Source organism: Halomonas sp. ATBC28 (genome assembly GCF_005937175.1).
Classification (GTDB): domain Bacteria; phylum Pseudomonadota; class Gammaproteobacteria; order Pseudomonadales; family Halomonadaceae; genus Vreelandella; species Vreelandella titanicae.
In genome coordinates, this window is the sequence record NZ_VCQL01000006.1 from 178,484 (window position 1) to 203,215 (window position 24,732).

Below are 24,732 nucleotides of genomic sequence, written 5' to 3' on the forward strand. Positions count from 1 at the left end.
TGTAAACAGGCTACGAGTCGCGTGGACCAGGAGTCTCTTCATTAATTGGGATGGTAGGGAGTGGGCGTTCGCCCACTTCGAGGGTCATCTCCAGGCGCTCGCCGCTACGGACGATGGTGAGTGGTAGCGAGGTGCCGGGGGCGATAGAGGCGATTTCACTCATCGTGGTGCGGGCATCCAGAATCGGCTGGCCATTGACAGAGAGAAGCACATCGCCTGGCTCTAGCCCCGCTTCCGCGGCAGGCCCTCCGCTGACAACCCCCGCGACGATCACACCTTGGGGTGTTTGCAGTCCAAAAGAGGCTGCCAGTTCCCGTGATAGTGCTTGCGCTTCAATGCCTAACCAGCCACGAATTACCCGTCCTTGAGTGACCAGTTCATCCAGAATGCTGTGGGCAAGGTTGGCAGGAATGGCAAAGCCAATGCCTTGGGAGCCACCTGAGCGCGAGAAAATAGCCGTATTAATGCCGACCATGGCGCCCTCAGGATTGACCAGCGCGCCACCTGAGTTACCCGGGTTGATAGCCGCATCTGTTTGAATAAAGTCTTCATAGGCGTTTAGCCCTAAATGATTGCGCCCCGTGGCACTAATAATACCCATGGTGACCGTCTGACCGACACCAAAAGGGTTGCCAATAGCGAGCGCTACGTCGCCTACCGCTACGTCGGCTGAGTCTGTGAGTTCAATGACTGGCAAATCGTCCAGGTTAATTCTTAGCACGGCTAAATCACTTTCAGGATCTGTGCCGATCACCTCTGCCAGGGTTTCGCGTCCGTCGCGCAGAGCGACCTGGATTTCATCGGCGCCGTTGATGACGTGGTGATTGGTTAGTACGTAGCCGTCCTCACTGACTATAACGCCAGAGCCCAAGCTTGAGAGCATGCGTTGATGGGTCGTCGCGTCATCTCCCTGGTTATCAAAAAATTGCTGAAAAAATGGATCTGACATCAGTGGGTGCTGGTCGCGCTCAACGATGCGCGATGAGTAGATATTTACTACCGCCGGCGCGGCTTGCTCCACTGCCTGAGCATAGCTGACGGGGCCTTTGTTCCGGGAAAGCGGCGCTGCCTGATGAATTTCAGGCGCAGGGCGACTAGGGTTGGGTTCTACCACTTCTGGTGTCGTCGAGATGACCGGCGCGGCGACTTGGGGGGCTTGAGGCGACGAGTCACGAAACGGGTTGGGCAACTGCTCGGGGAGTGCGAAGAGAATCACCACCGCGAGCAGTACGCCAGTGATAACAGGCCAGAGATAAGGCAGCACGTAGCGTCGCATGCAATCAATTCCTTAACGGGTCAGTCTCGCTGTTCGCGATATAAAGCAGCGAGTTTTACAATGGTTTTATGGTAACACTTTCTTAGCAGCTACCTCACGGGTGCGGTTAAATCAATAAAGGACTCAATATGATTCATCGTGATCAACTAGTAGCGGCTTGTGACCATCAGTTACGTGCGGCAGAGTTTAAAGATTTTACCATTAATGGCTTACAGGTGGCGGGCAGTGAGCACGTCAAGCGCATCATGACCGGTGTTACTGCCTGCCAAGCGCTGCTGGACGAAGCCGTTGCCTGGCAGGCAGATATGGTGCTGGTGCATCACGGTTACTTTTGGAAAAACGAGCCCGTGGCGATTACTGGTATGAAGCAGCGGCGGATTAAAACCCTGCTTGATCATGACATTAGTCTGTTAGCGTATCATCTGCCTCTGGATGCGCATGCCGAGATGGGCAATAACGCGGAGTTAGCCCGTCACTTGGGGTGGAAAGTAGAGGGATGCATTGATGGCGCGCTGGGGGAGGGGCTTTTGTGGTCAGGACGATTACCGCAGCCACACTCAGTCAGTGAGCTGGCAGCGCAAATAGCGCAAACCTTACAGCGCAAGCCGTTGGTCATTGAAGCCCCGCAGGTGGGAGATATTGAGCGCATCGCCTGGTGTACCGGTGGTGCGCAGGACATGATCACCGACGCCTATGAGTCGGGCGCACAGGTATTTGTATCGGGTGAGATATCCGAGCGAACCACTCACCTGGCGAGGGAGATGGGTATTCATTATATCGCCGCCGGGCACCATGCCACTGAACGTTATGGTGTTCAGGCGCTGGGCGAGTGGCTAAGCGATGAGTATGACGTTGAGCACCGCTTTGTGGATATTGATAATCCCGCTTAACGCATTAAATGCCCCGGATCACCGATAACAGAAGCCGGGGCTGATCAATCATTATTAGTAGCGCGGTGGCTGTGGTGTCGCCGCCTCATTGCTCTTCAAGCCAAAGTCTTCTGACAGCGTGCCGCCCTTACCATCCGCGTAGTCACGTGGCGTCGAAGGGGAGCTGGCGTCTGCCGTCGTCTGCTGCTCGCGCGCTGGATCAATACCCGAGAGATCAAGGCTAGGCTGAATAGCAGCGTCGCGAATATCCCACTCCGCGGCGTCCTCTTTCAGTTGAAGCTCAAGCTGGTTGGCTTCATCGCGTATATTGCTTAGGCGTTGATAAATACCCGTTAAATGGCTGCCCACGCTGCTCTTCATCTCGGCAATCTGGTGCTCGCGTTCGAGTAGCTTTTGGCGCATGGAAGCCGCTTCACGCTGGCTTTTGCTGAAGAGGCGATAAGCAACCGCTCCAATGATCAGGCCGACGATAAAACCGATTATGGCAAACGTTAATGGTGAGCTCGCGTCCACAGTGTTCTCCCTGGCGCCTTGAATATAATGATTTAGAGGCTGCATATGCTAGCAGCTTAAGAATCAAACAGGCTGCCATTATAGGCGTCACTCAGCCGGTTGGGTCAATCCGCTCATGCGCTTAGATGTCTCTACAGGTATAATCACAACCTTTTCAAGGTTGCCAGTCATGTACTGGCGGCTGCCTTACATGCTGTGGGAGGCGAGTGCATGTTATCAACAACTGCGAGTAGGGCATCGTCAAAAACGCGCCCTGCATCGCCTATAGAGCGCTATCGGGCGGACTTAGAGCGCGATGATTTTCAATATGATGCAGCGCAGGAGTTGGCCGTAAAGCATCTACAGCGGCTCTATGATGAGCTTGTCGCTGCGCCAACAACCGTTCCCAAAGCTCTGGTTGCGAATAAGGGGCTCCATAAAGGGTTAAAAGCCAAGATGGCGGGTTTCATGGGCAAGAAATCCTCATTGGCTGATGAGCCTGTCTTGCCTGATATCCAAGGCCTCTATTTTTGGGGTGGGGTAGGGCGGGGCAAAACCTACTTGGTCGATACCTTTTATGAAGCCTTGCCCTTTCCCGACAAAATGCGTACCCATTTTCACCGCTTTATGCAGCGTGTCCATAACGAGCTGACCCACTATAAAGGTGAAAAGAATCCACTGACCCTAATCGCGGGTAAGTTTGCCACTGAGGCGCGTGTTATTTGCTTTGATGAATTTTTCGTCAAAGATATTACCGATGCGATGATTCTTGCCAACTTGCTAGAGGCGTTATTTGAGCGCGGAGTGGTATTGGTGGCGACCTCTAATATCGTACCTGATGATTTATATAAAGATGGCCTGCAGCGGGCGCGCTTTTTGCCAGCCATTGAGCTTGTGAATCGTCATTGTGAGGTGGTTAATGTCGATTCAGGGGTGGATTATCGACTGCGCGCATTGGAGCGTGCGGCCATCTTCTACTCGCCGCTGGATGAAGCGGCTGAGCGCGAACTATCGCGTAGCTTTCGGGAAATAGCCGGGCACAAAGGCGAGTCAGAGGCGTCGCTAGAGGTAAATCACCGTGTGTTGAAAACGCGTCGGCTGCATGATGATGTCGCTTGGTTTGAGTTTCTTGAGCTGTGTGACGGGCCGCGCAGTCAAAATGACTATATTGAACTGGCCAGGGAATTTCATACGGTGCTGGTTTCCAATGTGAGGCGTATGAATGCCAAGCAGGATGATCAGGCGCGCCGCTTCATCAATATGGTCGATGAGTTTTATGATCGTGGCGTCAAACTACTGATGTCCGCGGAAGCGCCGATTGAAGAGCTGTATAGCGATGGCAAGCTCACGTTCGAGTTCCAGCGGACTTTGTCGCGTCTACAAGAGATGCAGTCCAAGGAGTACTTGGCGCTGGCGCATAAGCCTTAAAGCCTGACGGGGTGTCGGGTCAGTAAAAAAGTCACGATACGGCTTAACTTGTCAGTAGCCTTACTGTAGAATGCCGCCTCGCTGCATGTTGCTGGGTTAAACCAGCAACCAAAAAGAATAGGGATGGTGCTTCGCCGTACAACGGTGTAAGTCACCCAATACATTTAATCTGGTGATTTCATCCATGAAGACGTTCAGTGCTAAGCCGCAGTCCGTCCAGCGCGACTGGTATGTAGTCGACGCTACGGACAAAACGCTCGGTCGTCTGGCAACCGAGATTGCTCGCCGCCTACGTGGCAAGCATAAGCCCGAATTTACCCCTCACGTTGATACTGGCGACTACATCGTCGTGATCAACGCAGAGAAAGTCCACGTAACTGGTAATAAGGCGAAGGCTAAAACCTATTACCGCCACACTGGTTACCCGGGCGGTCTGCGCTCTATGACATTCGACAAAATGCTTGATCATGCGCCCGAGCGTATCATTGAGTCTGCCGTTAAAGGTATGTTGCCGAAAGGTCCCTTGGGCCGTGCCATGTACACGAAGTTGAAAGTGTACGCTGGCGACGAGCATCCGCATGCTGCCCAACAGCCGCTTGAACTGAACCTCTGAGGAAATCTTCGCCATGACACAGCAGTATTACGGTACCGGGCGCCGCAAGACTTCCACCGCTCGCGTGTTTATGAAGCCGGGCTCTGGCAAAATTACTGTCAACAACCAAGACCTTGACCTCTATTTTGGTCGTGTTACCGGTCGTATGGTTGTTCGCCAGCCGCTTGAACTGACTGAAACCCTGAACCAGTTTGACATCTTCGTGACTGTCGCTGGTGGTGGTGGTTCTTCTCAAGCTGGTGCGATCCGTCACGGCATTACACGTGCCCTGATGAACTACAATGAAGACCTGCGTCCTTCGCTACGTGCCGCTGGCTACGTAACGCGTGATGCACGTCAAGTTGAACGTAAGAAAGTCGGTCTGCGCAAAGCACGTCGTCGTCCGCAGTTCTCGAAGCGTTAATTTTTACGCTATGCGGAAAAACGCCCAGGTCATCGACCTGGGCGTTTTTTATTGGAATATCAAAAAATTATATTGCTCGTACCACTATGGTCACGAGCGGTTGTTCTTGTGCACAGCGCTTTGTTTTTTTACCATAGAGCGTAATTAATATTCGTCGCCGCAAGACGCCTTTGTGGCGGAACGGGTAAGCTGATGGGAGAAACCTGAAATGGCAGATAACGGCGTAAACAAAGGCCGACGCCGTTTCCTCGTAGGCGCCACCTCCGTTGTGGGTGCGGTAGGTGCTGTCGGGGTAGCGGTACCCTTTGTGGCTTCTTGGCAGCCTAGTGCCAAAGCAAGAGCGGCGGGTGCTCCCGTTCAAGCAGATATTTCCAAGCTTGAGCCTGGGCAGCGTATGACCGTTGAGTGGCGTGGTCGGCCAATATGGATCATTAATCGCACGCCGGAAATGATCGAGCGTACTGAGTCGCTGAGCGGTGAGCAACTGGCCGATCCGGATTCGGAAGAGCCACAACAGCCCGCTTATATCGAGGGTGGATTGCGCTCTATCAAGCCCGAGATTGGGGTGTTGATCGGTATTTGTACTCACCTAGGCTGTTCGCCGTTATTCCGGCCTGAACCCGACGCAGAGGGCGTAGGCGTTGATAACTGGCCGGGTGGTTTCTTCTGCCCATGCCACGGTTCCCGCTTTGATTTGGCTGGTCGCGTATTTAACAACGTTCCTGCGCCGACCAATCTTGAGGTTCCACCCTACCGCTTTGAGAATGACGATATCATTATCGTCGGCGAAGATGAGGAGACTGCCTAATGGGTAATCCGAATAAAGCCAAGGCGGAAAAAGGCCTCATGCGTTGGGTGGATGATCGCTTCCCTGCTACTCAGATGTGGCAAGAGCACCTCTCCAAATATTACGCGCCGAAAAACTTCAATTTCTGGTACTTCTTTGGCTCGTTAGCGCTGCTGGCGCTGGTCAACCAAATCCTCACCGGGGTTTGGTTGACCATGAGCTTTAACCCCTCAGCTGAAGGTGCCTTCGATTCCGTCGAATACATCATGCGTGATGTGGAATGGGGGTGGTTGATTCGCTATATGCACACCACGGGGGCCTCCGCCTTCTTCCTCGTTGTCTATCTGCATATGTTCCGTGGCCTTTTGTACGGTTCTTATAAAGCCCCGCGCGAGTTAGTGTGGGTCTTCGGCATGACTATTTACCTGGTGCTAATGGCGGAAGCCTTTATGGGTTATCTGCTGCCGTGGGGGCAAATGTCCTACTGGGGTGCGCAGGTGATTATCTCGCTGTTCTCAGCGATTCCGGCGATCGGCCCTGACCTGGCACAGTGGGTGCGTGGTGACTTCCTGATTTCAGGCATTACCCTAAACCGCTTCTTTGCACTGCATGTGGTTGCGCTGCCAATCGTTATTCTGGCACTGGTTGTGCTGCACATCATTGCTTTGCATGAGGTGGGCTCGAATAACCCGGACGGCATTGATATCAAGCAGAAGAAGGATGAGGCTGGTGTGCCGTTGGATGGAATTCCTTTCCACCCTTACTACACGGTGAAAGACCTTGTCGGTGTGGCAGTGTTCCTGTTCGTTTTCTGCGTAGTGGTGTTCTACTTCCCCGAAGGTGGTGGCTACTTTATTGAGCGGCCTAACTTTGATCAGGCGAACCCGCTGCAGACACCAGATCACATTGCCCCCGTTTGGTATATGACACCGTTCTACGCCATTCTCCGCGCCATCACCTTCTCGGTCTTTGGTTTAGACGCCAAGTTCCTAGGGGTTATCTTTATGGGCGCGGCGATTGCAATCCTGTTTGTTCTGCCCTGGCTGGATCGTAGCCCCGTGCGCTCTATGCGTTACAAAGGCTGGATGTCGAAAGTCATGCTGCTGCTGTTTGCTATCAGTTTTGTCATCCTGGGTGTTTTAGGTGTGTTGCCATCGACAGAGGGTAGGACACTGCTAGCCCAGGCGTGCACCGTGATCTATTTCGCCTTCTTTGTCTTGATGCCGTTCTACACCAAGCTGGAGAAGACTAAACCCGTTCCGGAAAGGGTGACTGGCTAATGAAAAAGTATCTATTTGGACTCCTTTTCGCCTTAGTGCCAGTAACCGCGATGGCTGCGGGGGGCGCAAGTGTGCCTCACTCGATGGATCCTGATCTGCATGATCAGGCCTCGTTGCAAAATGGCATGAAGCTCTATGTTAACTACTGCATGGGCTGTCACTCGCTTAACTATCAACGCTTTTCGCGTGCGGCAGACGACTTGGGGATGCCTCAGGATTTGGTTGAAGAGAATTTGATTTTCTCGTCAGATTTGGCTTACAACGATCAAATGCATAACGCCATGAACAGCGGTGATGCGGAGGGTTGGTTTGGTGCGCCGCCGCCCGACCTGTCGCTCAAGACGCGTGTGCGTGGGACCGATTGGATTTACTCTTATTTGCTCGGTTTCTACAAAGATCCTAGCCGTCCCACGGGCGTTAACAATACGGTGTTTGACCTAGTGGCAATGCCGAACGTGTTAGAGCCTCTGCAGGGCGTGCAAGAGCTGGTATGTGCTGAAACCGATCACCCGGTAGAAGGGCAAGAACCGGATGCGTTATCGGGCAAGTATCAGTCTTGTAACGTGCTGCAAGTGACCGAGCCGGGGGAGCTCGAACCTGCGGAATTTGAGGAGGCGATGTATGATCTTACTAACTTCCTGGCTTATGTAGGTGAGCCCTCCAAGCTTCAAGCACAGGCGCTGGCACCTAAAGTACTGATCTTTATTTTCATTTTTGGTGTGATTGCTTACCTGCTCAAGCGCGAGTACTGGCGAGATATCCACTAATTAGCAGTAGCTGATGGTCAGTGGGGCGCACGGCGTAAGTCGTGCGCCTTTTGCTTGTCAGCATGGCAGTAAAGCAAAGCAAAGCAAGCTGGCTTCCCCTAAGGTAGCGCTGGCGTGTTATTATCCAAGATTGTTTTGATGTGAGGATGCTTTCATGGGTGTTGTGGCCAAACGGTCGTCGATGATCTTTTACTCAGGCAGTGATGATCATTTCAGTCATCGTGTGCGCATTGTGCTGGCCGAGAAGGGGGTTGCCGTCGACATCGTCGATGTACTCGACGAAAAACCACCGGAAGAGCTGGCAGACCTCAATCCGTACAACAGCGTACCGACGCTGTTAGATCGTGACTTGGTGCTGTATGAGTCCAAAGTTATGATGGAGTATCTGGATGAGCGTTTCCCGCATCCTCCGCTATTGCCTGTTTATCCAGTAGCGCGTGCGCAAAGCCGCCTATGGATGCACCGCATTGAGCGCGAGTGGTGCCCAATGGTCGACCTGATTCGCAGTGGTGGAAAGAAAGAGGCAGATAAAGCGCGTAAAGAGTTGCGTGAAAGTCTGATCGGCATATCGCCAATTTTCGAGGATATGCCTTACTTCATGAGCGAAGAGTTTACGCTGGTGGATTGTTGTTTAGCGCCTGTATTGTGGCGTTTGCCGGAACTCAATATCGAATTGCCCGAGAAGCAGGTTAAGCCGCTGCTGTCCTACATGTCGCGAGTATTCGAGCGTGAAGCGTTCAAGGCATCTTTAAGTGAGCGTGAAAAAGAGATGCGCGCTTGAATTCATTTGGCTCCTTTGTGCTTGATAAGGGCAGGGAGCCTTTCTTGTAAGGAGGAGGGAGTCTAGATGAAATCGAGTCGCCCCTATCTCGCCCGAGCACTCTATGAGTGGTTGCTGGATAATGAGCTAACGCCTTACCTGGTGGTTGATGCTACCTTGCCTGGCGTTGAGGTGCCCCGTCAGTTTGTTCAAAACGGTCAGATCGTTTTGAACGTGGCGCCGACTGCAGTACGTGATCTTTTTATGGAGAATCAGGCGATAGGCTTTAATGCGCGCTTTGGCGGGCAGCCTATGCAGGTAATGATACCGACTCCGGCCTTAATCGCTATTTACGCCCGTGAGAACGGTGCAGGAATGGTCTTTGGTCATGAGCCTGAGCTAGGTGATGGAGCCGACTCTTTTGGCGCTATTGAGGACGAAGAGAAGCCCTCTAGTAAGCCTGAGCTGTCGATCACAGAGCCCGTCTCCGAAAAGAGTGACAGTGACTCAACGGCGTCAGCGGATACGTCTGAAAAAGAGTCTCAAGCTAAGAGCAAGACGAAGAAAAAACCCACCCTGCGGGTCGTTAAATAACACCCTGGGGTGTGCCGCCCACAAAAAAGCCTCGCTTATTAAGCGAGGCTTTTTTGTGGCTGCTAAAACGCAATGGGAAAACAGTGGATTAGTCTAGGTAATCAAATACTTTTACGATTCGTTGTACACCACCAACCGAGGAAGCGGCATTGACGATACGGTCAGCCTCTTCCCGGGTCACGCGGCCCATCAGATATACGCTGGCATTTTCGGTGGTGACTTTGATTTTTGAAGAGTCGATGCGGTCGTTGGTTGCCAGGTGGCTGACGACATTCGTGGTGAGCCATGTGTCGGTCAGGCGCTGGCTGGCCGGTAGGCGAGCGGCGATGGTGAGTTCGTTGTGGACGTCAGTAACACCGCGTAGGTTGCTGGTAACTTCACCCGCCATATCGCGAAGCTCTTCACTGGGTACTTGGCCCACCAGGAGCACAACGCCGTTATAACTGTGGGCACGAATGCGGGCATCGCCTAGCCGGGCGTCAGCACGCTTTAACGCGTCATCAACTTCACGCTCAATGGTGGTGTCGATGGCTTCAACATCGTCGCTACGCTGAGCATAGTTGGACTGATTGGAGGCTGAGTTGTTAGCGCAGCCGGTAATGAAGAGTGCCGCGCAAAGCGCAACGGCCATGAAGCCGCGGGGGGAGAGGCGTTGGGTCATCGTATGACTCCTTTGATGCTAGCAGTTAAAGACATCGTGGTTGTTAACACAGTACAAATGGCGACTAAGCGCTGCCAAACAACTGTTCATCGATAAGATCGCATAAACAGTGAATCACCAGCAGGTGAACTTCCTGGATGCGGGCCGTTGATGTCGCCGGGACGCGAATCTCGCAGTCATCCTGGCCTAACAGTGACGCCATATCGCCACCGTCGCGGCCGGTAAGGGCAACTACGGTCATATCGCGATCATGGGCGGCTTGAATGGCCTGCACAATATTGCCCGAATTGCCACTGGTGGAGATAGCTAAGAGTACATCACCGGGCTGCCCGAGGGCGCGAATCTGCTTTGAAAACACCTCGTTGTAGCTATAGTCGTTTGCGATTGAAGTGAGCGTGGACGTATCAGTGGTGAGTGCCAGTGCGGGTAGGCTAGGTCGTTCTCGCTCAAAGCGGTTGAGCAGTTCAGAGGAGAAGTGTTGGCTGTCACCAGCGCTGCCGCCATTGCCGCAGGCAAGAATTTTTCCTTCGCTGACAAGGCACTGCACCATCATTTGGCTAGCCACTTCAATGAACGGCGGAAGTACTTCGCTGGCGTACGTCTTGGTGTCGATGCTAGCGTTGAAGTGGCCGAGTATCCGAGATTGAAAGTCCATCAGGGCTTCCTGGTTGAATAGTGATAAAGAGTGTTTTTTAAAGACCGTTTTTAAAGCCAGTTTATAAAAACAGCTTTAAAAAAACAGTCAAAAGGCATCAAAGGCAGCTTTTACCCAGTGAAACTCAAGGTTGGGCGGCTTACCCGTTATGGCCAGGATATCAAAGCGGCAGGGTGAAGAAAGCCCGCCGCGGGCGATATAAAGCCGTGCTGCACGCACCAGGCGCTGTTGCTTCTGATAAGTGACGGTTTCCAGCGGGTGGCCGTAGCGCGTCGTGGTGCGGTGTTTGACTTCAACAAAGACGAGAATATCGCCATCGCGCATTACCAAGTCAAGCTCACCCCCTTTCACGTAATGATTCAGCGTAACAAGGGTGAGCCCCTGTTGGCGCAGCCATTGAGCGGCAAGCTGCTCAATGGCTGCGCCGCGGGCACGGGCAGTGTGGGCGTTAGTCGTCACTTTCGATCAGGTTAGGAATTAAAATAGGTGATGGAACGCCATTCTGGAATTTAGCCCAGGGCAGCTCGCGGTAGATGCGGCCATCGTCGCTTAAGTAGAGAGTGCCGGTGCTGCCATGAAGGCCGTTCAGCTCGCCAAGGTTGGAAAAGCGGATAGCCAGCTCGTAAGCATCAACGCCCATTGCCATCAGGCGGAACATGGAAGCGTCTGATTCATCCCGCAGGCTTTGGTAGGTAGATGCAAAGGGCAGAGCCTCTTCGCCACCAACGGCGGCGTCGGGGATTTGCCAGGGGATATCAACGAACATGACATCGTTTAGATCTTGATCGAGGCGAGTCTGCAAGCGTCCTTCATGCAAGTGTGAGGTGGCATAGATTGGCAGATTGGGAGCGTAGTAGTAATCCATAGTCGGCGGTACCTGGCGCGCATACTCGGGCAGTGCGAGCAGGAATAGGGCGTCAATATTGCCTAGGCGCGCGCGATCACCGCTAACACTGAGCGCGGTTTGTACGGCATTGGAGACCGAGCTATCCGGGTTATAGCGCACGGCGTTGGTGATTTCGCCACCCTGGCTATGCCACTCATTCCAGAAGGCTTCGCCTACGCGTCGGCCCCAGCCGTTATCCGGAACCATCATGGACATTTGGCGGTGCCCGTCCTGCCAGGCGCGGCGGGCAACTTGGCGTGCTTCGTCTTCAGCTGAAAGGCCGTACTGGAAGAGTCGCTGGGCTTGATTGTTATCACCGCTACCATAGTTGAGTGCTAGTGTAGGGAGCGGCACGCTATCGCGCTGTTCTAGCTGGGTAACTCGATCCTTATCCAGCGGGCCAATAATTAACTGCGCATTCATTTGTTGGGCGCGGTCATAGAGCTCATCCATCGAGTAGCGCGAGGTGTCCAGGAAGCTTAGCTCGACGTTGCTGCCCTTGGCGTCATGGTGCTGCCGCATAGCCGAAGCGATAGTATTGGCGACGCTGCTAAGCGGGCCTGATTCGGGCAGTGCTACCACGATGCGGCGTATTTCCTGACCCTCAAGCTCTGGCAGCGCAACGCTCACTGCGCCGCTGGGCTGATCAAGCGCCTCACGGGCCCAGCGCTGGCGTTCTTCAAGCCGCTCCTGCTGGTTAGCCTGCATCGGCAGCTCGTCGCCGAGTACCTGAGTGGCGCGCAGCACGGCACGGGGTTCATTCAACGCGCGGGCAAGCTCGGAAAATAGCAGTGCCCAGCGTACCCGGTCGGGTTCTGAGAGCAAGCTTTCATCAATCCCATCGGCGGTTTCGAAGGCTCTGTCGCGCTCACCTTGACGGGCCAGAATATTAGCCGCTTCCAGGCGTGTTTTTGCGGCTTGCTCTGGCGCTTGCTGTTCCGCTTGGCTGAGTAGCTGGCCAGGGTTTTCATCGGGCACTCGATCTACCACGCTAGGCGATTGCATCGCACAGCCAGCAACGAGAAATGCCACAAGGGCAGCGGCGAGTAAGCCACGTAATGACTGTTTCATGTATCCTTCCTTAGGTTTCCATTTGCGCTGTCGCTGCTTGTCAGCGATTGACCAAGCCACTGCACAAGCATAGCGCACCAGCAGGGCAAGCCATCAACGAATTGAGAGTCAACAATGACAGACGATAATCCGGGCACATTGTACGTGGTTGCTACGCCAATTGGGAATTTGGATGACTTAACCGCGCGTGCCGCTCGGGTGCTGGGCCAAGTGACACGTATTGCTGCTGAAGATACCCGCCATAGTGGCCGCCTGTTGGCGCACTTGGGGCTCAACAAGCCGATGCTCTCTTTGCATGAACACAACGAAGCGCGCCGGGTAGATACTTTGGATAGCTATCTCGCTGCAGGTGAAGATATTGCCCTGATCAGTGACGCCGGGACACCGTTGATTAGCGATCCCGGCTTTGTGCTGGTACGTGAGTTGCGGGCACGCAATCGCCATATTGTGCCAATTCCCGGCCCCTGTGCGCTGATTACTGCGCTGTCAGGGGCGGGCCTGCCGACAGACCGCTTTGTATTTGCCGGTTTTCTGCCTGCCAAGCCAGGCGCAAGGCGCCAAGCATTGGAGGGTTGGAAAACCCGCGAAGAGACGCTGGTGTTTTATGAATCTCCCCATCGTATCGTGCATACCCTTGAAGCGTTACAGGCGCAAATGGCGGATCGCGATGTGGTATTGGCGCGTGAGCTAACTAAAACCTTCGAAACGTTTTTGCACGGTACGCCTGCATCGTTACTGGAACAATTGACTGCCGACCCTAATCAAGCCCGCGGCGAATTCGTGGTGATTGTTGCTGGGGCTCCGCCGGTTGAGCAGAGTGAACATCAGGATATATCAGCGGACGCCTTGCTGGAGGCACTGCTGGCAGAGGGGGTTGGCGTGAAACAGGGCGCTGCAATTGCCGCGCGAATGCTTGGTGGTCGTAAGCAAGTCTGGTACGCGCGTTTGCAAGCAATTAAAGGTGAGCATTGAGGCAAGTCGAGGGCGCTGGTATGCTTGCCGCCGGAGTTGGCCAGACAGTCGCCGCTAATACCCCTTAAAAGGTGTTGGGGGAGGAAAGTCCGGGCTCCATAGGGCAGAGTGCCAGGTAACGCCTGGGCGGCGTGAGCCGACGGAAAGTGCAGCAGAGAGTAGACCGCCTAAGCCTTTCGGGGCCGGTAAGGGTGAAAGGGTGCGGTAAGAGCGCACCGCGCGCCTGGTAACAGTGCGTGGCATGGTAAACCCCACTCGGAGCAAGACCAAATAGGGATCCAATGGCGTGGCCCGCGCTGGATCCGGGTAGGTTGCTTGAGCGCTGTGGTAACGCAGCGCCTAGAGGAATGGCTGTCCACGACAGAACCCGGCTTATCGGCCGACTCCCCCACTTACGTACCAGGGCGTGCTTGCACGCCCTTAATGACGCTATCTCTATCATCTTGTGTGAGAAAAACATGCCTTCTCCTGACGCTGAACAGGTTGCTACCCGCTTTCGCCATACCAGCGTACTACTGGAAGGTGCTGTCGATACTCTGGTGCACGATGCGCGAGGCGTCTATTTAGATGGCACCTTTGGGAGGGGCGGTCACTCACGCTTGATCCTTGATCGTCTGGATGCTCAGGGCCAGCTGCTTGCGATGGATCGCGATCCCCAAGCGATTGCCGCGGCCGCTGACATAGACGATCCACGCTTTCAGATTGCCCAGCGAGAATTTGCTCAGCTCGCCGAGTTTGCCCGTGAACAGGGCGTATTTGGCAAGCTTTCCGGTGTGTTACTCGATGTTGGCGTGTCGTCGCCTCAACTAGATGACCCCGAGCGCGGCTTCAGCTTTATGCGCGATGGCCCGCTAGATATGCGTATGGATCCTACCCAAGGGCAAAGTGTGGCTGATTTCCTGGCCCGGGCCAGTGAAGCAGACATTGCCTACGTGTTTAAAACCTACGGCGAAGAGCGCTATGCCAAACGTTTGGCCCGCGCTGTGGTCACTCGCCGGGTCGAGAAGCCGTTTACCCACACGGTGGATTTGGCCGAGGTATTAAAAGTAGCCCACCCCGCCTGGGAAAAGGGACGCCATCCTGCCACCAAAGCGTTTCAAGGGCTGCGTATTTTCGTCAACGGCGAGCTGGAGCAGTTAGACAGTGCTTTAGACGCCGCGCTAGAGGCGCTGGCACCTGGTGGTCACTTAGTGGTTATCAGCTTTCACTCGTTGGAAGATCGTCGCGTGAAGCGCTTTATTCGCCACCATGTCCGCGGCGATACCGACTTGCCGCGAGGGGTGCCGATTCGCGATGATCAAATGAATCGGCGTCTTGAAGCGCTAGGCAAAGGTGTGCGGCCAAGCGAGGAGGAAGTGGATGCCAATCCCCGCGCACGTAGCGCCGTCATGCGGGCTGCACGCAAACGGATGTAAATGTCATCATGAGCATGGATCGGATTGAGCAGTGGGCAACCACGCTACGCACCGAATGGCCTTTCAGGCTGCGTTTACGCGCCTGGCCGGTAGCTATTACGCTACTCTTTCTACTCTGCATGGCCTCCGGGCTGGGCGTGGTTGTCACTACCCATATGACGCGGGTTCAATTTGCTCAGCTGCAACAGCTGGAGCAAGAAGAGAACCAGCTGCAAACGGAGTGGGGGCAACTGCTGCTCGAGGAGGGCGCATGGTCGACACCTGCCCGTATTGAACAAATTGCCACTGACCGCCTGGGTATGCGAATCCCCGATGTCCATGATGTTGAGGTGATTCGACCATGAGAAGCGAACGTCGAGGCGGTACCTCGCGTCAGGCGCCGATTGCCCCTCCGCTCGGCAGCGGGCGGTTCATGTTTATTCTGCTTGCGATTGGCTTGGCATCGGCTATTTTGATTGGTCGGATTACCTTGCTGCAGGTCATTGACCGACCCTTTCTGCAAAGCCAGGGCGACGCGCGTACTCTTCGTCACGAAACGATCCCTGCCCACCGCGGCATGATTACAGACCGCAATGGCGAACCGTTGGCGATTTCCACACCAGTGGTCACCCTCTGGGCCAATCCGCAAGAACTACCCGACGATGCTATACAGCGTGTAATGCTGGCCCAGGCGCTGGGTATGACGCTGGGTGACTTCGAGGCGCGGGTGGCGCGCTTCAGCGAGCATGAGTTCATGTATTTACGCCGTCAGATGACCCCCGCGGCGGCCCAGCAGATTCTAAACCTGCGCACGCCCGGCGTTTACCCGCAGCGTGAATATAAACGCTACTATCCCGCTGGCGAGGTTGCCGCTCAACTGCTGGGGGTAACCAACGTTGACGATGTCGGTCAGGAAGGCCTGGAGCTTGCTTATCAGCCTTACCTGGCAGGGCGACCAGGTCAGCGGCGGGTCATTAAAGATCGTCGCGGGCGCTTGGTGCGCGAGCTGGGCGTTATTGACGAAGCCCAGCCAGGGGGCGAACTGACCCTCTCTATTGATCAACGCATCCAGTATATGGCTTACCGGGAGCTGCGCGCAGCGGTGGCTGAGAATGAGGCTGATGGTGGCGTGCTGGTGATGATGGATGCCCGTACGGGAGAGGTGTTGGCTATGGCTAACTTGCCCTCCTACAACCCTAACAACCGAGCGGGGCTTGATCCGCGTGGGTTACGTAACCAAGCGTTGGTCGATGTATTTGAGCCCGGTTCGGTGATGAAGCCGCTGGCCATGGCTGCCGTGTTAGAGAGTGGCGTGGTGGATCGCGATGCTGTGGTCGATACCTCGCCTGGTTGGATGCGATTGGATCAGTTCACCATTCGCGATTTCCGTAATTATGGCGAACTGGATTTGGCTGGCATTCTGGAACACTCTTCGAATGTGGGGATGTCCCGACTAGCACTGCGGTTGAGCGATACGGCGATTTGGGAAAAGTATAACCAGTTAGGGCTGGGGCAGGCACCCGGAACCGGTTTTCCTGGCGAGTCCACTGGCAGCTTACCGGCGCCAGTTCGCTGGTCGCGCAGCGAGCGGGCGACGCTCTCCTACGGTTACGGCCTATCCGTGTCAGCGGTGCAGTTGGCGAGTGCTTACACGGCGCTAGCCAATGATGGCGTGCGTCTGCCGCCTTCGCTGTTACGCCTTTCTGAGCCACCCCAAGGCATCCCCGCGATAGAGCCCACGGTTGCCAATGACCTGTTGCGAATACTGGAAACTTCCGTTGCGGCCTATACCGGCGGGCGGCGAGCTCGTGTCGAGGGTTATCGTGTTGGCGGAAAAACGGGCACGGTGCGCAAAATAGGCCAGCAGGGCTATACCACCGATGCCTACCGCAGCGTTTTTGCCGGTATTGCGCCTATTTCCGACCCGCGCATTGTCACAGTGGTAATGATTGATCACCCCAAAGCAGGCGAATTTTATGGCGGCGCCGTTGCCGCACCGGTTTTTTCCAGCGTGACGGGGAATGCTTTACGCTTGCTGGACGTCCCGCCGGATCACGAGGCGGAGTAGTTTTTTAAGGAGATGGCATGACGCTGAGTCCAGGCGAAATATTAACGGCACTCGCGAAAGTATGGCCCAAGTCACCACTGCCCGCTGACCTGCCCAAGCTGCCGGATCAGGTGCGCATTGAAATGAACTCGCGCAAGCTTGCCAAGGGCGACATTTTCGTGGCCGTGCCCGGCAGTCAGCGTGACGGACGCGATTTCATTGAGCAAGCCCTTGAAGCTGGGGCTTCGCTTGTTTTAGCGCAGGGGGCTCACGGCGATGTACAGCTTGAAGGGCGGGTGTTGCAACTGCCACATTTGTCGTCGCGCTTAGGCGAGCTAGGTAGGGCGCTGTACCAGGTGCCTAGTGATCTGGAAGTCATTGCGGTGACCGGTACCAATGGTAAAAGCTCTGTTACTCACTATATTGCTGCCCTCAGCGAAGCGTTGGGAACACCTGCGGGTCTTGTCGGCACCTTAGGCGTGGGGCGTCCTGGCGAACTGAGCGATAGTGGCTTAACCACGCCTGGCCCCTTGGCGCTGCAGGCGACGCTGGGTGAGTTGGCCCAACAGGGGGTGAAGCGCGTTGCCCTCGAAGCCTCTTCCCACGCTCTGGATCAGTACCGGTTGGAAGCGGTCAACGTTAGTGTAGGGGTGTTTACCAATCTGACCCGCGACCATTTAGATTATCACGGCAGCATGGCGGCCTATGCGGCCTCGAAAGCCAAGCTGTTTCGCCGTTCTGAGCTTAGCTTGGCGGTGGTGAATGGTGATGACCCCTTGGCGCGCTTAATGCTGGCTGGTTCTAGTAGCCGCGTACGTGTGCTGGCCACTGGGCAAGACGAGGCTGTTACGCTGCGGGTGCTGGACTGGCAGGCGTTCGAGCAGGGGCAGCAGGCAATGATTGCGACCCCCGACGGCGAGAAAATGCTGCGCTTAACGTTAATGGGACGCTTTAATTTAGATAACGTCCTGCTGGCGATGGCTGTGCTGTATGGGTTAGGTGAATCCCTCGATGCGCTGTTTGATGCAGCGACAACACTTTCTCCGGTGCCGGGGCGTATGGAGCGCTATGGCGATGTGGACGCCCCCAGTGTGGTCGTGGACTATGCCCACACACCGGATGCCCTACAGAGTGCCCTTCAGGCGCTACGTGCTCACTTGGGGGACGCGGGTAAATTGTGGTGTGTGTTTGGCTGCGGCGGGGAGCGTGATACGGGTAAGCGAGCCGAGATGGCCCGGGTCGCCGAGCAGTTGGCAGATCGCATCGTTGTCACTGACGATAATCCGCGGAATGAATCCGCCGCGCAAATCCGTGAGCAGATTCTGACCGGGTTCTCAACCGCTGTGCAGCCGATTGAAATTGCTGAGCGTCGCGAGGCCGTAGTAGCGGCTATTCAACAAGCTGGCGCCCAGGATGTGGTGCTGATCGCCGGGAAAGGGCATGAGGCGTATCAGGAGATACAGGGGGTGCGCCATCCTTACGCCGATAGCGAAGAGATTCAACGCGCTTTTGCTCAGCGGAGAGCGCAGTAATGCATTGGGCTCTTGGTCAAGTGGCCGCCGCGCTCGGCATCGAAGCGCCATCAGGCAGTGCACAGTTAATCATTCACTCGGTTGTTACCGATAGCCGTAAAATTGAGCCTGGCTGCCTGTTTGTCGCGTTAAAAGGCGTCAATTTTGATGGCCACGATTTTGTCGAGCGTGCCCATGCGCTTGGCGCGGCAGCGGCGTTGGTCGACGCACCTGTTGCTAGCGACTTACCCCAATTGGTGTGTCCCGATACGCGCTTAGCCCTGGGATTGCTAGCCGGTGCACATCGGCGCGCATGGCACGGGCCCTTGGTAGCGGTCACCGGCAATAGTGGTAAAACCACGGTTAAGGAGATGTGCGCGGCACTGCTGAGGCCTTTGGGCGAGGTGTTAGCGACCGAGGGGAATCTGAACAATGATTTCGGTGCGCCGCTGACCTTATTGCGATTGCGCCAACAGCACAAAGTCGCCGTGATAGAGTTAGGCGCTAATCATCTGGGTGAAATCGCCTGGACGGCGCCGCTGGCACAGCCCGATATTGCGATTATCACCAATGTCACCGGCGCCCATGTGGGTGAGTTTGGCGGCATGGGGCAGATCGCCCAGGCGAAAAGTGAACTGCTCGCCGGGCTAAGCGAGCAGGGTACGGCCATATTGAACCGCGATGATCGCTACTACTCCTTTTGGGCTTCGCGTGCGGCCCCAAGGCGAGTGGTTAGCTTTGGCTTTCATCCCCAGGCAGATGTCAGCGCCTCAGCGCTTTCCTGTGATCCTCAAGGGCGGTATGCTTTCACGCTACTGCAGCATGGTCAGGCGCTGGGCCAAGTGCGTTTACCGCTACTTGGCAAGCATAATGTCAGCAATGCCTTAGCTGCGGCTGCCGCGGCATTAGCGCTGGGCGTGCCGCCAGAGCAGATCATTACGCGCGTGGGTGCATTGCAAGCGCTAGCGGGTAGACTAACCGTAGTGCCCGGTTTGCGGGGGGGCAAGCTACTGGATGATACTTACAATGCCAACCCCGGGGCGGTCAAAGCCGCTCTGGATACGCTGGCAAGTTTCCCGGCTCCACGCTGGTGTGCATTGGGCGTAATGGGCGAGCTGGGAGACGAGTCGGCAGCGCTGCATGCGGACATTGGCCGTTACGCTGCAGAGCTTGGCATTGATCAGCTGTTGACGCTGGGCGACGCGGCACGCGCTGCCAGCGAGGCCTTTGGTCGTGGGCTGCATTTTAACGATCACGAGGCGCTAACGCGTCATGTCACTAATACTTTGCCGCCGGACACCACCTTGCTGGTGAAAGGGTCGCGCAGTGCGGGCATGGAACATGTCATTAATGCACTGCGTTCGGATAAATAAGGTAAACGCCGTTCATGTTACTTCACTTGGCGAATTTTCTGTCGCAGTACCAATCTGATTTTCAGGTAGTCAATTATTTAACCCTGCGCGTGATTTTAGGCGCTCTCACCTCATTAATGCTCTGCTTATGGCTGGGGCCATGGATGATCCGCAAACTGGTCGAGGGGCAAATCGGTCAATCCGTGCGTGACGATGGCCCTCAGTCCCATCTTTCCAAGGCGGGTACCCCGACCATGGGGGGAGCGATGATTCTGTTGGCCATTGCCATGAGTACCTTGCTATGGGGTGACCTAACCAATCTTTATATTTGGGTGGTGTTAGGCGTCACACTAGGTTTTGGTGCTATCGGCTGGGTCGATGATTACCGCAAAGTAGTGGAGAAAAATCCGCGTGGCTTACCCGCCCGCTGGAAGTATTTCTGGCAGTCGGTGGTGGGGATTGGGGCGGCAGTGCTGCTTTATTTGACTGCCTCAACGCCGGTCGAAACCAGCTTGTTAGTGCCAATGTTCAAAGAGGTCGCACTGCCGCTGGGCCTATTCTATATCGTGCTCACCTACTTAGTGATTGTGGGCAGTTCCAATGCGGTTAATTTGACCGATGGTCTGGATGGCTTGGCAATTATGCCTACGGTGCTGGTGGCCATGGGCTTGTCAGTGTTTGCTTATGCCAGCGGTAATACCGTGTTTGCCGAGTATTTACATATTCCGTTTATTGCCGGTACCGGTGAGCTGGCGGTTTTTTGTGCCACCATTGCCGGTGCCGGGCTTGGCTTTTTATGGTTCAACACTTACCCCGCCCAGGTCTTTATGGGCGACGTAGGTGCCTTGGCGTTAGGGGCTGCGTTGGGCGTGGTGGCAGTGATCGTGCGTCAGGAGATCGTGCTGTTTATTATGGGCGGTATTTTTGTCATGGAGACGGTGTCGGTCATTCTTCAGGTGGGGTCCTATAAGCTTACCGGGCGGCGCATCTTTCGCATGGCGCCACTGCATCACCACTATGAATTGAAAGGTTGGCCTGAGCCGCGGGTAATCGTGCGTTTTTGGATCATTACCGTGGTGCTGGTGCTGCTCGGCCTCGCAACGCTCAAGGTTCGTTAATGAAAGTTCGTTGATGCAAATGGCCAAGAGTGGATCGACGGGTCGAGAGCATGAGGCGAGAGGAAGCCGGTGATGGTTCGAGTTGCTAAAGGATTAACGCTAGTGGTGGGGCTGGGGCTGTCGGGTCGAGCGATATGCCGCCATTTAAGCCGCTTGAAAGTGCCCTACATGGTAGCGGATACACGTGCCGAACCTCCGGGGTTGGATGACTTTAAAGCCGCTCATCCGGATGTTGAAGTTCACTGTGGCCCGTTAACGTCGCTGGATCTGCGTGATGTTGAAGAGGTAGTGGTTAGCCCTGGTCTTGATCCGAGAATGCCGGGTTTGATAGAGCTGGCGGATCAACTAAACCCGCACACAGGTGAACCGATGGTGGTGGGCGAGATAGCCCTCTTTGTTCGCGCCGCTAACGCCCCCATCGCTGCTATTACCGGATCCAATGCCAAGTCAACAGTCACTTCGCTGCTGGGAGAAATGGCCGCTGCTGCCGGTGTTAATGCGGCGGTGGGGGGGAATCTTGGCACCCCTGCGCTGGATCTGTTGACCAGCCATCCCGATGCCGCGCTCTATATCTTAGAGCTTTCAAGCTTTCAGCTTGAAATGACGCCCCATCTGAATGCCAGTTGTGCTGCCTTTCTGAACTTATCCGAAGACCACCTGGATCGCCATGGAGATATGCACGGCTATCGCACCGCCAAACAGCGTATTTTTATGGGTGCCGAGCACGCCGTGGTGAATGCCGATGATTCTAACACGTGGCCTGAATATCCCGTTGACCAAGTGACTTACTTTACGCAAGCAGCCCCAAAGGGGGGCGAGTGGGGGCTGGCGCTTCACCAGAGCAAATTGACGTTAATGCAGGGCTCCACCCCTTGGTTGGCTATTGATGAGTTAAAAATGGCCGGCCAGCACAACTATCTCAATGCTTTGGCGGCACTGGCCATGGGGCAAGTGCTGGGCTTTGCGGCTGAGCCCATGTGCAGCGCGCTGCGGGAATTTAAGGGCTTGGTACACCGCAGCGAAGTGATTGCAGAAATTAACGGCGTCACCTGGGTTAACGACACCAAAGGCACCAATGTTGGGGCCACGCTGGCGGCGATTAACGGCATTGGCGCGACGCTGGAAGGCCGTTTGATTTTACTCGCGGGCGGGATTGGCAAAGGCGCAGACTTTACCCCGTTGGCCAAACCCTTAACAGCCTGCGCGCGTCACGTGCTGTTGTTTGGCAGAGATGCTCCGCTACTGGCCGAGGCGCTGCATGGGCACGTAACGACCCAGCAAGTTGACGATTTAACCCAGGCCATGCAGGCAGCGTTTGAACTCGCCCAGCCGGGTGACTGTGTGCTGCTCTCACCCGCCTGTGCAAGCCTGGATCAATTTGCTAATTACCCAGCGCGTGGCGAGGCGTTTCGTCGCTGGGTGCTGGATAAAGCATCGACTACAGCCGAGGAAGCGCCATGAGTCGAATTCAGCGTCTGCGCGCGGTGCTTACCACTCGGGATCTACCCTGCGATGTATGGCTCATTGTAGCGGCGGTTGCCTTGGCGGGGTTGGGTTGGGTCATGGTCAGCTCGGCGTCGATTGGCTTGCTGGAAGATACCTATCACTACTCACGTCAGCATGGCGTTTTCCTGGTGCTTGCCATCATCGCCTGCGTATTTATGCTCTGTGTGCCGCTTGAAGTGTGGCGCCAAAACGCAGCGCTAATTCTGCTCGCCACTATTTTTCTATTGGTTTTGGTGCTGATTGTTGGTCAGGAGATCAATGGTAGCAAGCGCTGGATAGCGTTGCCGGGGCCCTTGCCGAGTTTACAGGTCTCTGAATTTGCCAAAGTCGGGCTGATTTTCTATATGGCGGCGTTTATGTCGCGTTTTACCTACGATTTGCGTCGTCGAGCGTTCAGCATGTGGCGCCCTCTGGCCGTGCTGGCCGTACCGGTTGGGCTGCTATTTTTAGCACCTGATTTCGGCGGGATGGTGGTCTTTACCGTCTGCGTGATTGGCATGCTGATGATGTGCGGTGCCTCGCTGGTGCTGCTGGTTGGCAGCGGGCTGCTGCTCGGCTCCGGGGCGGTTGTAATGGTGTTGATCGAGCCCTACCGGCTGGCCCGGTGGACCAGTTTTTTAGACCCCTGGGCCGATCAGTTTGCGACCGGCTACCAGTTAACTCAAGCGTTAATCGCCTTCGGACGGGGGCACGTCACCGGTACTGGCTTGGGTAACAGTGTGCAAAAACTGCATTACCTGCCCGAAGCGCATACCGACTTTATCTTTGCCGTCATCGCTGAAGAGTTGGGCATGATAGGTGCGATTATCGTCGTGCTGTTGTTCACGCTGTTTATTGCCCGCGCTATGTGGATAGGGCGCAAAGCTGAGCTGGCAGGGCACCTATTTGGCGCTTATGTAAGCTACGGCATCGGCTTTGTCGTAGCCGCTCAGGCGTTTATTAACATGGCGGTAAGTTCCGGGCTGTTGCCGACTAAAGGGCTAACGCTGCCGCTGATGAGCTATGGCGGCTCTAGCCTGCTAGTAACAGGCGTAATGGTTGGACTACTGCTACGCACGGATGCTGAAACACGTCATCGCCCCCGACGCGCGTCCACCCCCTATAAATCGCGCCATGAACCGCGTTTATCGTAACGCTATGTCGCTTGGTGCTATCAGGAGTTTGATGTGACGACTAACGTTAGCCGACGAGTACTGATTATGGCGGGGGGCACCGGCGGCCACGTGTTCCCAGCCTTGTCACTCGCCAACGCTTTGCAGGCGCAGCAGGTCGACGTTGAGTGGTTGGGCAGTCCTAGAGGGATTGAAAACCGCCTGGTGCCCGAAGCGGGCATTACATTACATACCATTGCGGTTAGCGGGCTGCGCGGCAATGGCTTGACGGGCTGGCTAAAAGCACCGCTAAACCTTAGCCGTGCGGTACTGCAGGCGCGTGCGGTTATTCGCGACTTCAAGCCTCATGTGGTGGTCGGCTTGGGTGGCTTTGCCAGTGGTCCTGGCGGGTTAGCTGCTTGGCTGACGCGCGTTCCTTTAGTGATCCATGAGCAGAATGCCGTGGCAGGCCTGACCAATCGCGTGCTGTCGCGACTCGCCAAGCGTACCTATGCCGCTTTCCCCGAGGCCTTTGGGGCGCGTGCCGATGTCATTGGCAATCCAGTGCGTGACGATATCGCCGCCTTAGGGAACACCCCAAGAGATGCGGAGAGCCTCTCTGCAAGGCCTCTGCGGTTGCTGGTGGTGGGAGGCTCGCTCGGTGCCGTCGCCCTTAACGAGCGCTTGGCCCCCGCGCTGGCAGCTCTGCCCATTGAGCGGCGACCTCAGGTGCGCCATCAGGCGGGTAAAAACCGTGAAAAGGCCACTGCTGAAAATTATCAGCAGCACGGCGTGAGCGCCGAGGTTAGCCCCTTTATTGACGATATGGCCGCTGCCTACGAGTGGGCCGACTTAGTGGTGTGTCGCTCAGGCGCCCTGACTGTCGCGGAGTTGGCAGCTGCGGCCAAGCCAGCGCTGCTAGTGCCGTTTCCTTTTGCCGTTGATGACCATCAGCGGATCAATGCCCAGGTACTCGTCAAGGCGGGAGCGGCAAAGTGCGTGGTTCAGTCTGAGCTCACCGTTGAGCGGTTAAGTGAATTTTTAAATCAATTGCTCGTCCCAAATACCCTGGCTGCGATGGCGGCGAATGCACGTCAGGCTGCCCATTTAGACGCCACGAAGCGCTTGGCTGAAGGGTGTTTGGCGATGGTGCCGTTAGGAGACTCTGCGTGATCGAT

At 55.5% G+C, this 24,732-nt stretch carries 25 protein-coding genes and 1 other RNA gene; 20 read left to right on the forward strand and 6 right to left on the reverse strand.

All coding sequences use genetic code 11. The features are described from left to right. Positions 1-10: 10 nt before the first annotated feature. Entirely contained in the window at positions 11-1,276 is a 1,266-nt protein-coding gene (locus E0L35_RS08825) for a Do family serine endopeptidase (RefSeq protein WP_022523923.1), read from the reverse strand. A 128-nt stretch (positions 1,277-1,404) separates the two neighbouring features. Here E0L35_RS08825 and E0L35_RS08830 point away from each other — a divergent pair, with 128 nt between their 5' ends. Further along, the gene (locus E0L35_RS08830) at positions 1,405-2,166 is read left to right on the forward strand and encodes a Nif3-like dinuclear metal center hexameric protein (RefSeq protein WP_138800072.1); all 762 of its coding nucleotides are present in this window, start codon (positions 1,405-1,407) and stop codon (positions 2,164-2,166) included. 54 nt (positions 2,167-2,220) lie between these two features. Here E0L35_RS08830 and E0L35_RS08835 read toward each other — a convergent pair whose 3' ends face one another. Then, entirely contained in the window at positions 2,221-2,679 is a 459-nt protein-coding gene (locus tag E0L35_RS08835; protein ID WP_022523921.1) for a DUF1043 family protein, read from the reverse strand. Between the two features lie 210 nt (positions 2,680-2,889). Here E0L35_RS08835 and zapE point away from each other — a divergent pair, with 210 nt between their 5' ends. The 8 genes from zapE (at position 2,890) to E0L35_RS08875 (ending at position 9,290) form a co-directional block, all read left to right on the forward strand. Next, on the forward strand, positions 2,890-4,086 hold the full coding sequence (gene zapE / locus E0L35_RS08840; RefSeq protein WP_138800073.1) for a cell division protein ZapE: 1,197 nt from the start codon (positions 2,890-2,892) through the stop codon (positions 4,084-4,086). Between the two features lie 184 nt (positions 4,087-4,270). Then, positions 4,271-4,699 carry a 50S ribosomal protein L13 gene (gene rplM, locus E0L35_RS08845; RefSeq protein WP_022523919.1) on the forward strand — a complete coding sequence of 143 codons (429 nt, stop codon included), beginning with the start codon at positions 4,271-4,273 and terminating at the stop codon, positions 4,697-4,699. Between the two features lie 13 nt (positions 4,700-4,712). After that, positions 4,713-5,102, forward strand: coding sequence for a 30S ribosomal protein S9 (gene rpsI, locus E0L35_RS08850; RefSeq protein WP_022523918.1), 390 nt, complete (start codon positions 4,713-4,715; stop codon positions 5,100-5,102). Between the two features lie 208 nt (positions 5,103-5,310). Next, positions 5,311-5,910, forward strand: a complete 600-nt coding sequence (petA, locus tag E0L35_RS08855; RefSeq protein WP_022523917.1) for a ubiquinol-cytochrome c reductase iron-sulfur subunit — start codon at positions 5,311-5,313, stop codon at positions 5,908-5,910. Further along, positions 5,910-7,169, forward strand: a complete 1,260-nt coding sequence (locus E0L35_RS08860) for a cytochrome bc complex cytochrome b subunit (protein WP_009287783.1) — start codon at positions 5,910-5,912, stop codon at positions 7,167-7,169. Before petA ends, E0L35_RS08860 begins: the two co-directional genes overlap by 1 nt. Beyond that, entirely contained in the window at positions 7,169-7,936 is a 768-nt protein-coding gene (locus tag E0L35_RS08865; RefSeq protein WP_009287784.1) for a cytochrome c1, read from the forward strand. Before E0L35_RS08860 ends, E0L35_RS08865 begins: the two co-directional genes overlap by 1 nt. A gap of 154 nt (positions 7,937-8,090) precedes the next feature. Beyond that, the gene (gene sspA / locus E0L35_RS08870; protein ID WP_007114711.1) at positions 8,091-8,717 is read left to right on the forward strand and encodes a stringent starvation protein SspA; all 627 of its coding nucleotides are present in this window, start codon (positions 8,091-8,093) and stop codon (positions 8,715-8,717) included. Between the two features lie 66 nt (positions 8,718-8,783). Beyond that, entirely contained in the window at positions 8,784-9,290 is a 507-nt protein-coding gene (locus E0L35_RS08875; protein ID WP_009287785.1) for a ClpXP protease specificity-enhancing factor, read from the forward strand. An 88-nt stretch (positions 9,291-9,378) separates the two neighbouring features. Here E0L35_RS08875 and E0L35_RS08880 read toward each other — a convergent pair whose 3' ends face one another. The 4 genes from E0L35_RS08880 to E0L35_RS08895 form a co-directional block, all read right to left on the reverse strand. After that, positions 9,379-9,951, reverse strand: a complete 573-nt coding sequence (locus tag E0L35_RS08880) for a BON domain-containing protein (RefSeq protein WP_009286384.1) — start codon at positions 9,949-9,951, stop codon at positions 9,379-9,381. A gap of 64 nt (positions 9,952-10,015) precedes the next feature. Beyond that, positions 10,016-10,606, reverse strand: coding sequence for a phosphoheptose isomerase (locus E0L35_RS08885; protein ID WP_007114714.1), 591 nt, complete (start codon positions 10,604-10,606; stop codon positions 10,016-10,018). A gap of 87 nt (positions 10,607-10,693) precedes the next feature. Further along, a complete protein-coding gene (locus tag E0L35_RS08890; protein ID WP_138800074.1) occupies positions 10,694-11,065 on the reverse strand; it encodes a YraN family protein in 372 nt (123 codons plus the stop codon). Then, positions 11,055-12,563, reverse strand: a complete 1,509-nt coding sequence (locus E0L35_RS08895) for a penicillin-binding protein activator (RefSeq protein WP_138800075.1) — start codon at positions 12,561-12,563, stop codon at positions 11,055-11,057. Before E0L35_RS08895 ends, E0L35_RS08890 begins: the two co-directional genes overlap by 11 nt. 114 nt (positions 12,564-12,677) lie before the next feature. Here E0L35_RS08895 and rsmI point away from each other — a divergent pair, with 114 nt between their 5' ends. The 11 genes from rsmI (at position 12,678) to murG (ending at position 24,727) form a co-directional block, all read left to right on the forward strand. Then, entirely contained in the window at positions 12,678-13,535 is an 858-nt protein-coding gene (gene rsmI / locus E0L35_RS08900) for a 16S rRNA (cytidine(1402)-2'-O)-methyltransferase (RefSeq protein WP_138800076.1), read from the forward strand. Between the two features lie 32 nt (positions 13,536-13,567). After that, positions 13,568-13,926, forward strand: an RNA gene (gene rnpB / locus E0L35_RS08905) — RNase P RNA component class A. 67 nt (positions 13,927-13,993) lie between these two features. Continuing rightward, the gene (rsmH, locus tag E0L35_RS08910; RefSeq protein ID WP_138800077.1) at positions 13,994-14,950 is read left to right on the forward strand and encodes a 16S rRNA (cytosine(1402)-N(4))-methyltransferase RsmH; all 957 of its coding nucleotides are present in this window, start codon (positions 13,994-13,996) and stop codon (positions 14,948-14,950) included. 8 nt (positions 14,951-14,958) lie between these two features. Further along, a complete protein-coding gene (gene ftsL / locus E0L35_RS08915; RefSeq protein WP_022523909.1) occupies positions 14,959-15,294 on the forward strand; it encodes a cell division protein FtsL in 336 nt (111 codons plus the stop codon). Beyond that, on the forward strand, positions 15,291-16,997 hold the full coding sequence (locus E0L35_RS08920; RefSeq protein WP_022523908.1) for a penicillin-binding transpeptidase domain-containing protein: 1,707 nt from the start codon (positions 15,291-15,293) through the stop codon (positions 16,995-16,997). The genes ftsL and E0L35_RS08920 overlap by 4 nt, the downstream gene beginning before the upstream one ends. Before the next feature lie 17 nt (positions 16,998-17,014). Beyond that, complete coding sequence (locus tag E0L35_RS08925; RefSeq protein ID WP_022523907.1) at positions 17,015-18,508, forward strand: UDP-N-acetylmuramoyl-L-alanyl-D-glutamate--2,6-diaminopimelate ligase; 1,494 nt, start codon at positions 17,015-17,017, stop codon at positions 18,506-18,508. Next, positions 18,508-19,860, forward strand: coding sequence for a UDP-N-acetylmuramoyl-tripeptide--D-alanyl-D-alanine ligase (gene murF / locus E0L35_RS08930; RefSeq protein WP_009286390.1), 1,353 nt, complete (start codon positions 18,508-18,510; stop codon positions 19,858-19,860). Before E0L35_RS08925 ends, murF begins: the two co-directional genes overlap by 1 nt. Positions 19,861-19,874: 14 nt before the next feature. Beyond that, positions 19,875-20,957: a phospho-N-acetylmuramoyl-pentapeptide-transferase gene (gene mraY / locus E0L35_RS08935; protein WP_022523905.1), complete on the forward strand. Its 1,083-nt coding sequence runs from the start codon at positions 19,875-19,877 to the stop codon at positions 20,955-20,957. A gap of 72 nt (positions 20,958-21,029) precedes the next feature. Further along, positions 21,030-22,418 (forward strand): UDP-N-acetylmuramoyl-L-alanine--D-glutamate ligase, encoded by a 1,389-nt coding sequence (gene murD, locus E0L35_RS08940; RefSeq protein ID WP_035539170.1) that lies wholly within the window; start codon positions 21,030-21,032, stop codon positions 22,416-22,418. Next, the gene (gene ftsW / locus E0L35_RS08945; protein ID WP_022523903.1) at positions 22,415-23,596 is read left to right on the forward strand and encodes a putative lipid II flippase FtsW; all 1,182 of its coding nucleotides are present in this window, start codon (positions 22,415-22,417) and stop codon (positions 23,594-23,596) included. Before murD ends, ftsW begins: the two co-directional genes overlap by 4 nt. Before the next feature lie 33 nt (positions 23,597-23,629). Beyond that, positions 23,630-24,727 (forward strand): undecaprenyldiphospho-muramoylpentapeptide beta-N-acetylglucosaminyltransferase, encoded by a 1,098-nt coding sequence (gene murG, locus E0L35_RS08950; protein ID WP_138800078.1) that lies wholly within the window; start codon positions 23,630-23,632, stop codon positions 24,725-24,727. Positions 24,728-24,732: the final 5 nt, after the last annotated feature.